The following is a 12,243-nucleotide window of genomic DNA, read 5'->3' on the forward strand; positions in this document are numbered from 1 at the left end:
CCCCTTGTGGGGAGGAGTAGGAGGTGGGGGTGGTTGGGTGACCCTCGACCTGCGGAGGCTAGCGGAACCACCCCCACCCTCGATCCCTCCCCACAAGGGGGAGGGAGGCGCGGAAACCGGATCGGTTGGTTGGAGGCGCGACGGCCTATGCCTTGGAGAGAATCGCCGTCGGCCGAAGCCTCGCCTCGCGCCCTCGTGCATGCGAGGGTCCTGCGTCGAACCTCGACCGGTGCGGAGCGGCGATTGTGGCGTCATCTCCGCCATCGCCTCCCGCTCCAGGGCTCGCACTTCCGGCGCCAAGTCGCCCTCGGTCCTTACGTTGCGGATTTCTGCTGCTTGTCGGCGCGGCTCATCGTCGAAGTCGATGGCGGGCAGCATACCCTCGATCACAGCATCGTCTACGATGAGGCGCGCACGATCTCCCTTGAACGACAAGGCTTCCGCGTCCTGCGCGTCACCAACACCGACGTCATGCACCGGATCGACGACGTCCTCGAGACGATCCGCGCTGCCCTCGCGATCATCCCATCCCCGACCCATGGCCCCGCCGAACCCGGGGTTTAGGAGCGCACATGGCCGACACCTATGACATCCTCATCATCGGCGCCGGCCCCGGCGGCTATGTGGCGGCGATCCGGGCGGCCCAGCTCGGCTTCAAGACCGCCGTGGTGGACCGCGAGCATCTCGGCGGCATCTGCCTGAACTGGGGCTGTATCCCCACAAAGGCGCTGCTGCGCTCGGCCGAGATCTACCACTACATGCAGCACGCCTCCGATTACGGGCTGTCGGCCGAGAAGGTCGGGTTCGACACGGCCGCAATCGTCAAGCGCTCGCGCGGGGTCTCGACCCGGCTGAACGGCGGCGTCGGCATGCTGCTGAAGAAGAACAAGGTCGACGTGATCTGGGGCGAGGCCACCATCACGGCGGTCGCCAAGGGCAACCAGCCGGGCCAGGTCACGGTCAAGGAGACCACCCGCGCGCCCGCCCCGAAGGGCGCCCTGGCGGCGGGCGCGTATTCCGCCAAGCATATCATCGTGGCCACCGGCGCGCGGCCCCGCGCGATCCCGGGCATCGAGCCCGATAAAAAGCAGATCTGGACCTACTACGAGGCCATGGTGCCGGAGACGATGCCGAAATCGCTCCTCGTCATGGGTTCGGGCGCCATCGGCATCGAGTTCGCCTCGTTCTACCGCACCATGGGCGCAGAGGTGACGGTGATCGAGCTCCTGCCGCAGATCCTGCCGGTGGAGGATGCGGAGATCGCCGGCCTCGCCCGCAAGCGCTTCGAGAAGCAGGGCATCAAGATCCTCACCGGGGCCAAGGTGACGAAGGTGGAGAAATCCGCCGCCGCCGTCACGGCGACGATCGAGACCGGCGACGGCAAGTCCCAGCAGCTCAGCGCCGAGAAGCTGATCTCGGCGGTGGGCGTCGTCGGCAACATCGAGGGGATCGGCCTGGACAAGCTCGGCGTCGCGATCGAGCGCGGCATCGTCGTCACGGACGGCTTGGGGCGGACCAATGTGCCGGGGATCTACGCCATCGGCGACGTCGCCGGCCCGCCGATGCTCGCCCACAAGGCCGAGCACGAGGGCGTGCTCTGTGTCGAGACGATCAAGGGGCTGCACACCCACGCCATGGACAAGGCCAAGATCCCCGGCTGCACCTATTGCCAGCCGCAGATCGCCAGCGTCGGGCTCACCGAGGCCAAGGCCAAGGAGCAGGGCTTTTCGGTCAAGATCGGCCGCTTCCCCTTCGCGGGCAACGGCAAGGCCATCGCGCTCGGCGAGCCGGACGGCCTCGTGAAGACCGTCTTCGACGCCAAGACCGGCCAGCTCCTCGGCGCCCACATGGTCGGCGCCGAAGTCACCGAGCTGATCCAGGGCTACGTCGTCGCCATGAACCTGGAGACCACCGAGGAAGACCTCATGCACACGGTCTTCCCGCACCCGACGCTCAGCGAGATGATGCACGAGAGCGTGCTGGATGCGTATGGCAAGGTGATCCACACCTGATCAGAAAACTATCGTTGTATCATAGCCTTAGGGGTGCCGACGCTAGCGTGAGTCGGTGCTTCGGGCAATGATGGAATCGGTCGTGTCACAGTGATTTCAGGCTCCCACTGTGACGGACGTGTGACGAGATGGCTCTTAACGAACTAAACATGTGAGACGTGGATCGGGCCATTTTTACCCTGTCCCACTGTCGATACGAACCTCGCCGGCCTTCACGATCAAGGCTTCCTCACGTTCGTGGCCGCATCGGTGCCAGTACCGCCGTTGTCTGATCCTAAGCGACACCGGCAGGATTCTGGAACCTCGCCGGGCGAACTACAGGGGCATAAGGTCGCCAAGTGGGTTCGTGAAGCGATCAGGCTCGATCCGGCCGTCGACCCGAACCACGGCTGGCGACACCCATGGAAAACACGTGCTCTTGGCACTGGCATCGAGGAAAGGCTTCGGGACGCAATAACGGGGCATCGAGTAGCATCTGAAGGCAGGCATTATGGGACACCTTCACTGACGAAGCTCGCAAACGCAATGAGCCACTTTCCTTACTAACCCGTCCATGCCGGCGCCTTTGCCCAATGACATTTGCCTTCGGAGCGGACGCCAGGGAAAGCTTGGATCAGGGTAGCAACCCATTGTGTTCAATAATTTCGCATTATGTTTAACCTATTATCCTCAAACGCTACGCCGCCACCAAAATGGGGGTAAGTGACTATGGGCTTAGATTGGAATAGGCGAATGTGCCAAGAGCCAATCGGCTTGATATTGAGTCACCAAGAAGCGATAAGCCGGCAGTCGAATACGGAATGCAAATTCATGATGGCCTACTAATATTTGAATGCAGTTCCGCTATCATTTGGATTAAAATATTGGAAGTTTTCATCGAACGTTACCTATGCTTCAATGGGGGAACGTTGTTACGATTTGCGATAGGAACGGACCGGCACTTCCGCTTAAAGCCCCCTTCAGCTTAGGGTTAGACCTATCCTGAACCCTGAACAGACCCCGCACCGAAATATAATTAGATTCCAAGTGTGACCTGCCGGTGACTACATCGAAGCTGTCAAGAGATAACATGCGAAAGAAGGGGCGGCCCTGAAAGGTGAAACCTCAGACGTAGTGCACCGAAGGGTTTATAGGACAACAGCAATGCAGTCGGGGACGTTACCGGAAGACATTCATCTTGCCATTCAAGGTATATTTAGAAGTACGCCGGCAATACTTATAGGTTCGGGTTTTTCCTGCGGCTACGGAATGCCGGGAATGTGGCATCTCGGCGAGCATCTTTCAAACACGGTCGGCCCTAGGCTCCAGGACGCAGACGCTATAGCATTGTGGGCAAGATCGATCGAAGCGGTCAAACACGATCTTGAAAAAGGTCTGAATACAATTGCTACAGGCGATCGGGGTCGGGAACTTGTCGTATCGATCGTCAGAGAAGAGACTGCTAGTTTTATATCGGAGCGAACGTACGAGGCAGAGGAAGCGATCCTTGCTGCGGCGGAAACAATAGATCATGCGCCAGCGCGCCTTTTGAGACGGTTATTCCACGGAGCTCCGCAGAACACAGATTGCATTCCTGTTATAACTACTAACTACGACACATTGTTAGAACTCTTCTGTGACATCGCCAGCCTGCCAGTCGATACTGGATTTACCGGGTTTCGTCACAGATGGGCGAGACAACCGCCAACATTCCCGACACATTACCGCAGAACTGTTGTCACAAAGCATAAAGGGGGAAGTCTATACGACCATAGCCCTTACCTTACAATAAAACTACTGAAGCCCCACGGATCGATAAATTGGCGATCAAGCACGAAAGGACCGATCGAAGTATTACACAACTATTCAGCGGGCCCGAAGTCGATAGTAATACCGGGACCGTCGAAATATGAAGATTCTCTTGTAAACACGTTGTTCGACAGCGTGCGTACAGAGATGAATAGCTCGATTACAAAGGCCCACGCGCTCGTGGCAATCGGTTACGGGTTCAATGATCAACATTTGCAGGGGATTATTGAGAGCCGCCTCGCAGCACATATGCCAACAATCATCATCACGCGCGAATTGACACCTGCTACTGAAGCATTACTCCTTCGGTATCCTCACATCATAGCAGTCTGCATGAAAGCGGATGGAAGCGTCTGCCATCATAACCGCGAGATACATTACTCTGATCTGCCTTTGTGGCAGCTTGACGACTTCTTACGGCATTTCTTGGAGTAGTGAAGGCTATGGCGATCTTCATGTTCAACGACAATTGTTCCATCGGTGAGGTAAGAAGTGTTGAAACATCCAGAATTACAGTCCGAGTTACGGACGGTCACAAGCTACAGAAAGCGCGAGTTGGAAGGCTCGTTGCCATTCAGTCGATGGGAGATGAATGGCTAATTGGAATAATAGAGCGCGTCTGGCGACATCCGGTAGAAATTCCGAAACTGGAAGACGACGGATCGAGTGACACCGCGCTTGTAATACCTACCGAAGAGAACGGGATATGCATAACACTTGTTGGAACTTATCGTGAACGTCACGGATCGCAGAAAGACTTCTTTACAAGAGCCGTTTTCTCCCTACCAGAGATCAATCGCCCGGTCTTTCCAATCGAAGAGAAGTCTTTAGAAGATTTTATGGGAATTCTTAGTGCTTCTTCGAGAACCTCTTCTGCGGCACCCTTGAACGTTGGGACATACACGCTCGACTCGAAGGCAGCCGCTTATATCGATGGTGACAAGCTGTTTCAACGGCATGCTGCATTACTTGGGAGCACGGGTTCAGGCAAGTCTTACACGGTAGCGTCGATCCTAGAGCAATCCGCTGCGCTGCCTCACGCAAACGTAATAGTCTTTGATTTACACGGCGAGTACGGAAGCATGTCATTTGCTTCCCACTACAGGATCGCGGGAATATCCGACGTTGCGGTACCATCCGAAAGAGCCATTTTTCTTCCGTTCTGGCTTCTCACCTATGATGAGATGCAATCTGTCTTCGTTGATCGCTCGGGGGACAACGCGCCGAATCAAGCATTGGCGTTAATGGACTCGGTAATCGAGATGAAGCGTGCCGCTATCGCACAGATGGGTAAAGAAGATTTATTGGAGGGGTTCACCGTTGACACCCCAATTCCCTACAACATGACCGATCTTGTCGCTTCTCTCGACGCCAAGAACGATGAAACTTTGGATACTGGTGATACCTATGCATCAGGACCTCGAAAGGGACTCGCCAAGACGGAAAAGGGCCCCTTGAACGGAAAGCTTTCGAGGTTCTTGATCCGCCTCAAGACCAAAATGAATGATAGAAGATACGCATTCCTTTACAGTGCGCCTTCTTCGTACAACACTTACGAGTCGCTCCACGATCTTGCGCGTAAACTTCTGCAGTCCGGCAACGGTACAAGCGAGAGGAATGATGGCATAAAGATTATTGACTTCTCTGAGGTTCCGTCTGATATATTGCCGGTCGTTGTTGGTATAGTTGCGAGACTTGTCTATCAAGTTCAGTTTTGGAGCGATCCTGGGCCAGGTGGGGATAGCCGCCATCCTGTTGTGCTTGTCTGTGATGAAGCTCATGTTTATCTCCCGAGTCACGCGAGTACCGCTGGCCCACTTGAGCGAAGAGCTCTTGAGAATTTCGAGCGTATCGCAAAAGAGGGACGTAAGTACGGCGTCGGATTGCTGGTCGTAAGTCAAAGACCATCTGACGTAAGTACGACAATACTTAGTCAGTGCAGTAATATCATCAGCCTGAGATTGTCTAACAAGACGGACCAAGGCGTTGTGCGGCAATTGCTGCCGGAGAGTCTTGAAAGCTTGATGGAAGTACTGCCAACTCTTGATATCGGCGAAGCAGTTGTTGTAGGTGACGCTACGCTTCTTCCTACGCGAATCAAAATTAGCAAGCCGAAACACTTACCAAGAAGCGCGACAATCCCTTTCTGGCTTCGGTGGGCCAAGCCGAAATCTCAGGTCGATATCGCGGCTGCAGTAGAAAACATGAGGAAGCAAACTCGAGGGTAGCTGCCGCATTCCATTGAACATTCCTATAAGGACGAGTCTCTCGCGTATACCCATCCGAACGCAAGAGTTTCGGATGGGTAGCCCCATACGATATCGGCCACCCTTGGTTCATTTTTGGGTCGCTTAACGATCCATAATGAAGCGGATATATGTGAACCATCCAAGCTGAACAGAATGGTTTCGGGTGTTCGTTCGCGCGTATCTGTGTACGCAGTGGCGTTCCGGAACAATTAGAGGCGCTCGCCCGCCCTGACGCGGCGGCCTGACGGGAGAATCACGATGGATGGACAGGTCTACGGCGCCATGGGTCAACCCGGCGTCGGCTTTCTGATGGCGATCGTGATCGGGGCGCTGGCGGGATGGCTCGCCGAGCGGTTCACGGCGGCGAATATGGGGCTCATCGCCAACATCGTGATGGGCATCCTCGGCGGCCTGCTCGGCAACTACCTCGCGCACAAGCTGCACATCCCGGTCTTCGGGTTCTGGCGCAACCTGATCTCGGCGACGGCCGGCGCCGTCATCCTCATCACGATCTACCGGGCGATCGCCGGGCGCCGATACTGATCCACAGGGTGCCTGACGAACCGTGTCCCCTGTCGCGCCATCCCGTCGCGGCGGGTTTGCGGTCGTGGGCGTCACGGCTTAAGTCGTTGTCATGCGCCGGCATCTCCCGGGCGAATCCCGTGGATTGTCATGGCCGTCGTCCTCGACCTCCTTCGCAACGATCAGCGTCCGCGCCACCCCGAGAAGGCGCACCGGCCCGACAAGCCGATCCAGCGCAAGCCCGACTGGATCCGCGTGAAGGCGCCGGGCTCCAAGGGCTGGGAGGACACGCGCAAGATCGTGCACGAGCACGGTCTCGTCACGGTCTGCGAGGAGGCGGGCTGCCCCAACATCGGCGAGTGCTGGGAGAAGAAGCACGCCACCTTCATGATCATGGGCGACACCTGCACGCGGGCCTGCGCCTTCTGCAACGTACGCACCGGCCTGCCCGAGGGCCTCGATGCGGGTGAGCCCGACAAGGTCGCGGATTCGGTGGCCAAGCTCGGCCTGCACCACGTCGTCATCACCTCGGTGGACCGCGACGATCTCGGCGATGGCGGCGCCGAGCACTTCGCCCGCACCATCCGGGCGATCCGGGCGCGCAGCCCGGACACCACCATCGAGGTGCTGACCCCGGACTTCCTGCGCAAACCCGGCGCCCTCGAAGTCGTGGTCGCGGCCCGGCCCGACGTGTTCAACCACAACATGGAGACCGTGCCGGGCAACTACCTCACGGTCCGCCCGGGCGCGCGCTACTTCCACTCGGTGCGGCTGCTCCAGCGGGTCAAGGAACTCGACCCGACCATCTTCACCAAGTCGGGCATCATGGTGGGCTTGGGCGAGGAGCGGAACGAGGTGGTGCAGCTCATGGACGACCTGCGCTCGGCCGATGTCGACTTCCTGACCATCGGCCAGTATCTCCAGCCGACCAAGAAGCACCACGAGGTGGTGCGCTTCGTGCCCCCGGACGAGTTCAAGGGCCTGGAGACCACCGCCTACACCAAGGGCTTCCTTCTCGTTTCGGCGACGCCCCTGACCCGCTCCTCCCACCACGCCGGAGAGGATTTCGCAAAGCTGAAAGCGGCCCGTCTCGCCCGCATCGCCAACGCTTAGAGTCTCGATGCCCTCATTCCGGATCAACCGCGCGGTGCGGCACTCGCCGCGCCAGATGTACGACCTCGTGGCCGACGTGGAGCGCTACCCGGATTTCCTGCCGCTGTGCGAATCCCTGCGCGTGCTGCGGCGCCAGCCGGGAGCGGACGGCACGGAGGTGCTCGTGGCCGAGATGGGCGTCGGCTACAAGGCGATCCGCGAGCGTTTCACCACCCGCGTCACTCTCGACCCCGAGAACCTGCGCATCGTGGCCGAATACATCGACGGTCCGTTCCGCCACTTGGAGAACCGCTGGAACTTCAAGGCGAGCGACGGCGGGGGCTGCACGGTCGACTTCTTCATCACCTACGAGTTCAAGAGCCGCACCCTCGGCATGCTCATGGGCACGATGTTCGACCGGGCCTTCCGTAAGTTCACCGACGCCTTCGAGGCGCGGGCGAACCGGGTCTACGGCGCGGCCTGAACGTCAGCGCAGGTGCGGCGTCACGCGAGCCCGCAGCAGCCGGACGAGGTCCGGGTCCATGAAGCCATAGACATCGGGGATGTCGAGGCAGACGAGCCGCGCGTGCCTGAGGCTCGCGCGGAACCGGCGTTGCAGCAGCGCCCGGTGCCGGTTCTCCATCACCACGATCAGATCGGCCCAGGCGAGCCACTCCGCCGAGACCGGCTCGTCGGCCGCGGCATCCGTCCCGGCCGAGGCGACCTCCAGATCGGGCCAGTGCGAGAACACCTGCTCGGCGGTTGGGCTGCGCAGCCGGTTTCGGCTGCACACGAAGAGTACGCGTCGCGTGCGCCTCACGCCGCCGCCACCCCGCCGGCCTGGCGCTCGAACAGGGCGCGGTAGCGCCCCTCCGGCCGGACCAGTAGGTCGTCGTGACTGCCGTCCTCGACGATGCGGCCGCTCTCGAAGACGAGGATGCGGTCGAGGGCCCGCACGGTGGAGAGCCGGTGCGCGATGACGATCGCCGTGCGCCCGCGCATCAGCCGCTCCATCGCCTCCTGGATCAGCGCCTCCGATTCCGTATCGAGGCTCAAGGTGGCCTCGTCGAGGATCAGGATCGGCGCGTCGGCCAGGAAGGCGCGGGCCAGCGCCACCCGCTGGCGCTCGCCGCCCGAGAGCTTGACGCCGCGCTCGCCCACCAGGGTGGCGTAGCCCTGGGGCAGGCGGGCGATGAAGTCGTGCGCATTGGCGAGGCGCGCCGCGCGCGCGATCTCGTCAGCCGAAGCGCCGGGGCGCGCATACGCGATGTTCTCGGCCAGCGACCGGCGAAACAGCACCGGCTCCTAGGGCACGATGGCGATGTGCGCGCGCAACGACGCCTGCGTCACCCCGGACACGTCGCGCCCGTCGATGCGGATGCAGCCCCCGGTGACATCGTATAGCCGCTGCACCAGCTTGACGAAGGTGGTCTTGCCCGAGCCTGAGCGGCCGACGAGGCCGACCCGCTGCCCGGCCGGGATGTGCACCGAGAGGTCGCGGTAGAGCGGCGTCTCGTGCCCGGCATAGTGGAAGGTCACGTGCTCGAACTGGAGGTCGCCGTCCGTCACGGCGAGCGCCGTGGCGCCCGGCCGGTCGGCGACGCCGTAGGGCTCGGCCTCGAGGGCAACGAGTTCCTCCATCTCGTTGACGCCCCGCTGGACCCGATTGATGTGGCTACCGATGTCGCGAAGGTAGCCGTGCACCACGAAGTAGGTGGTCAGCACGTAGGCGACGTCGCCGGGGCTCGCCGCCCCCGTCCACCAGAGCCAGAGCGCCGTGCCTACGATGGCGGTGCGCAGCACTAGGAGCAGAGCAAACTGCGCCGTGATGCTCCAGGTGATCCGCATCCAGGTCCGGTGGGTACGCCGGTTCCACTTGCCGAGCAGCCGGGCGAGGCGCGCATCCTCGCGGGACTCGGCCCCGAACGCCTTCACCACCGCGTTGGCGCCGACGGCGTCGCTGAGCGCACCGCCGAGGCGGGAATCCCAGACGTTGGAAAGCTGCGCCGCGGGCGCGATGACCCGGGTGGCGAGCATCACCACGATGCCGAGATAGACCAGCGAGCCGAGGCCGATCACCAGCCCCATCACGGGCCACTGCAGGCCGAGCAGGATCATGGTGCCGAGGAGCACCGTGAAGGCCGGCAGCAGTTCCAGCAGCAGCGTGTCGTTCAGCCCTTCGAGGGCCCACATGCCGCGCGAGACCTTGCGCACGGTGGAGCCCGCGAAGCTGTTGGCGTGCCAGTCGGTGGAGAGGCGCTGGACCCGATGGAAGCCGGCCTGCGCCACCGCCTGCATGGTCGAGAGGGTCAGCGGTACGACCAGGGCCCAGGCCACGTGGCGCAGGGCCAGGGTGATGAGGCCAAGCCCGGCCATCGCCGCGAAGGCGAGAAGGGCGTCCCCGCGCGCCGCCGTGCGGTCGGCGGTCGAGAGGGCATCGACCAGCCGGCCGGCAAACAGGGGCAGGAACACGTCGGCGAGCGTTGAGCCGACGATCGCCGCGACGACACCGGCGACGAGGGGGAGGCGCGTCCGCCACTGACGGACGAGGAAGGCGAGGACGGCCCGGTAGGCCTCCGCGCCGTGCAGGCGGTCGAGGAGCATGGATGCGATAACGGCGCGGAGCGGGCGCCGACTCCGTGGATGGCGGACGCACGCGGGCGACCGGCCGAGGATTCGGAGAGGTGCGGGGAGGGGACGGGCGCGGCGCGCTCGGGCGCGCGGCGGCGTCAGGCCGGCAGGCGCGGGGAGCGCGGGCGGGCGGGAGAGGCGAACGATACCGATGTCATGCAGCCTCCCCAATGGATCGCGGGCGAACCCGGCGCGCAACGACGCGCCGTGATTCGCAATCTGACGACCGAGCGTGTCGGTTTCAAGACGTCGGCGCGAGGACCGATTCGAGCAGGCCCACGGCGTCGCTCACCGCCTGCCGGCGGATCTCGGTGCGGCCGAGATCGCCGTAGCGGCGCTCGAGGTGGCGCACGGGCACGCCCTTCGCGGCCAAGCCGAAATGCACGAGGCCGACCGGCTTGTCCGCGCTGCCGCCGCCGGGACCGGCGATGCCCGTGATGGCCACGGCGACATCGGCCCGCGCGTGCGACAGGGCGCCCTCGGCCATGGCGCGGGCGACGTCCATGCTTACCGCCCCCTGCGCCGCGATGAGGTCGGCGGGCACGCCGAGGCTCTCGGCCTTCGCGGCGTTCGAGTAGGTGACGAAGCCGCGCTCGACCACCGCCGATGAGCCGGGGATCGCGGTGAGCAGTCCGGCGACGAGGCCGCCGGTGCAGGATTCGGCCGTGGCAACCGTCAGCCCCGCCGCCGCGTAAGCGGCGACGAGCGCCTCCGCGCGGGCGAGCAGGGCGGGATCGTCGATCACGCGCGGCGCTCGGCCGTCTCGTCGGCGGCGTTCAGGGGGGCGGCCTCCGGCAGCCGCACCGTCGCGGCGGCCTGGGCGGCGAGGCCCTCGGCGCGACCGACGAATCCGAGCTTCTCGGTGGTGGTCGCCTTGATCGAGACGGAGCTGAGCGGCACGCCGGCGATCTCGGCGATGCGGGCGCGGATCGCCTCCCGATGGGCGCCGATCCGGGGCGCTTCGGCCAGGACCGTGATGTCGAGATGGTCGATTTTGCCGCCGCGCGCCCGCACCAGCTCCACCGCATGCGCGAGGAAGCGGTCGGACGACGCACCGCGCCACTGCTCGTCGCTCGGCGGAAAGTGCGTGCCGATATCGCCGTCCGCGATCGCGCCGAGGAGCGCGTCGGTGAGGGCGTGCAGGGCTACGTCGCCGTCGGAATGGGCCAGCACGCCCCGGTCGGCGGGGATCTTCACGCCGCCGAGCCAGACATGATCGCCCTCCGTGAAGGCGTGGACGTCGAAGCCGGTGCCGAGGCGGGTGACGTAGGTGGTCATGGAATGAGCCTCGCTCAGGGCGTTGGGGTTTTGGCCGGAGAAGCCGCGATCGGCCTCGATCAGGTCGGCCGGCTGGGTGATCTTGCGGTTGCGCGGGTCGCCCTCGAAGACGACGACGGCCAGGCCGGCCCATTCGGCGAGCGCCCCGTCGTCGGTGAAGGCGTGGAGATCGGCCTCCGCCGCCCGGCGGTGGGCGTCGCGCAAGGGGCCGTAGGCGAAGGACTGGGGCGTCTGCACGGCGCGGAGATGCTCGCGCGGCGGCGTCTCGCGGACGCGGCCGGTGCCGTCGCCGAGATCCTCCACCACCTTGATCGTGTCGGTGACGGCGATGCCCGGCACGGCGGCGCCGTGGTCGCGCCCGGCCACCAGCGCGCGCTCGATCAGCGCGCGGTCCACGTGCGGGCGGGCGGCGTCGTGGACGAGGACGAGGTCCGGTGCGCCGGCGCCATCCAGGGCCTCGAGCCCGGCGCGGACCGATTGCTGCCGGGTGGCCCCGCCGGGGACCGGCTCGGCGAGCTTGTCCCGGGTCGCGGCGTCGAGGTCGTCGAGGCAGGCGCGGTAGAAGTCGGCGGCGTCCGGCGCGATCACGGGCTGGATGCGTGCGATGCCCGGATGGGCGGCCAGGGCCGCCAGCGTCCGGGTCAGCACGGCTTGGCCGCCGACGCGGCGGT

At 63.2% G+C, this 12,243-nt stretch carries 10 protein-coding genes and 1 pseudogene; 7 read left to right on the top strand and 4 right to left on the bottom strand.

The genetic code is table 11. The annotated features are described in order from the left end of the window. Nucleotides 1-147 precede the first annotated feature (147 nt). The 7 genes from MFF30_RS20275 (at nt 148) to MFF30_RS20305 (ending at nt 8,147) form a co-directional block, all read left to right on the top strand. Nucleotides 148-564, top strand: coding sequence for an endonuclease domain-containing protein (locus tag MFF30_RS20275; protein ID WP_283205923.1), 417 nt, complete (start codon nt 148-150; stop codon nt 562-564). A gap of 8 nt (nt 565-572) precedes the next feature. Then, on the top strand, nt 573-2,012 hold the full coding sequence (lpdA, locus tag MFF30_RS20280) for a dihydrolipoyl dehydrogenase (protein ID WP_238281596.1): 1,440 nt from the start codon (nt 573-575) through the stop codon (nt 2,010-2,012). A 1,143-nt stretch (nt 2,013-3,155) separates the two neighbouring features. Further along, nucleotides 3,156-4,235: an SIR2 family protein gene (locus tag MFF30_RS20285; RefSeq protein ID WP_238281599.1), complete on the top strand. Its 1,080-nt coding sequence runs from the start codon at nt 3,156-3,158 to the stop codon at nt 4,233-4,235. Nucleotides 4,236-4,243: 8 nt separating this feature from the next. Further along, nucleotides 4,244-6,028 carry an ATP-binding protein gene (locus MFF30_RS20290; protein ID WP_238281601.1) on the top strand — a complete coding sequence of 595 codons (1,785 nt, stop codon included), beginning with the start codon at nt 4,244-4,246 and terminating at the stop codon, nt 6,026-6,028. A 279-nt stretch (nt 6,029-6,307) separates the two neighbouring features. Further along, on the top strand, nt 6,308-6,592 hold the full coding sequence (locus MFF30_RS20295; RefSeq protein WP_238281603.1) for a GlsB/YeaQ/YmgE family stress response membrane protein: 285 nt from the start codon (nt 6,308-6,310) through the stop codon (nt 6,590-6,592). A gap of 129 nt (nt 6,593-6,721) precedes the next feature. Then, nucleotides 6,722-7,684: a lipoyl synthase gene (gene lipA, locus MFF30_RS20300; protein ID WP_238281605.1), complete on the top strand. Its 963-nt coding sequence runs from the start codon at nt 6,722-6,724 to the stop codon at nt 7,682-7,684. A 7-nt stretch (nt 7,685-7,691) separates the two neighbouring features. Then, complete coding sequence (locus tag MFF30_RS20305) at nt 7,692-8,147, top strand: type II toxin-antitoxin system RatA family toxin (RefSeq protein WP_238281607.1); 456 nt, start codon at nt 7,692-7,694, stop codon at nt 8,145-8,147. A 3-nt stretch (nt 8,148-8,150) separates the two neighbouring features. Here the strand turns inward: MFF30_RS20305 and MFF30_RS20310 are convergent, their stop codons facing one another. The 4 genes and pseudogenes from MFF30_RS20310 to ispF form a co-directional block, all read right to left on the bottom strand. After that, nucleotides 8,151-8,483 carry a low molecular weight protein tyrosine phosphatase family protein gene (locus tag MFF30_RS20310; protein ID WP_238281609.1) on the bottom strand — a complete coding sequence of 111 codons (333 nt, stop codon included), beginning with the start codon at nt 8,481-8,483 and terminating at the stop codon, nt 8,151-8,153. Continuing rightward, nucleotides 8,480-10,267: pseudogene (locus MFF30_RS20315) on the bottom strand (ABC transporter ATP-binding protein). The gene MFF30_RS20310 and the pseudogene MFF30_RS20315 overlap by 4 nt, the downstream one beginning before the upstream one ends. A gap of 268 nt (nt 10,268-10,535) precedes the next feature. Next, nucleotides 10,536-11,039: a CinA family protein gene (locus MFF30_RS20320; RefSeq protein ID WP_238281611.1), complete on the bottom strand. Its 504-nt coding sequence runs from the start codon at nt 11,037-11,039 to the stop codon at nt 10,536-10,538. Then, nucleotides 11,036-12,243: 2-C-methyl-D-erythritol 2,4-cyclodiphosphate synthase (ispF, locus tag MFF30_RS20325; RefSeq protein ID WP_238281613.1), on the bottom strand; the 1,208-nt coding region annotated here is incomplete at its 5' end. The genes MFF30_RS20320 and ispF, both read right to left, overlap by 4 nt.

This window comes from Methylobacterium goesingense (assembly GCF_022179225.1).
GTDB classification, from domain to species: Bacteria; Pseudomonadota; Alphaproteobacteria; order Rhizobiales; family Beijerinckiaceae; genus Methylobacterium; species Methylobacterium goesingense.

Bases quoted from the DNA above. Each gene is read 5' to 3' on its own strand.
- lipA (WP_238281605.1), top strand. From the start codon at position 6,722: ATGGCCGTCGTCCTCGACCTCCTTCGCAACGATCAGCGTCCGCGCCAC.
- MFF30_RS20295 (WP_238281603.1), top strand. From the start codon at position 6,308: ATGGATGGACAGGTCTACGGCGCCATGGGTCAACCCGGCGTCGGCTTT.
- lpdA (WP_238281596.1), top strand. From the start codon at position 573: ATGGCCGACACCTATGACATCCTCATCATCGGCGCCGGCCCCGGCGGC.
- MFF30_RS20290 (WP_238281601.1), top strand. From the start codon at position 4,244: ATGGCGATCTTCATGTTCAACGACAATTGTTCCATCGGTGAGGTAAGA.
- MFF30_RS20275 (WP_283205923.1), top strand. From the start codon at position 148: ATGCCTTGGAGAGAATCGCCGTCGGCCGAAGCCTCGCCTCGCGCCCTC.
- MFF30_RS20305 (WP_238281607.1), top strand. From the start codon at position 7,692: ATGCCCTCATTCCGGATCAACCGCGCGGTGCGGCACTCGCCGCGCCAG.
- MFF30_RS20285 (WP_238281599.1), top strand. From the start codon at position 3,156: ATGCAGTCGGGGACGTTACCGGAAGACATTCATCTTGCCATTCAAGGT.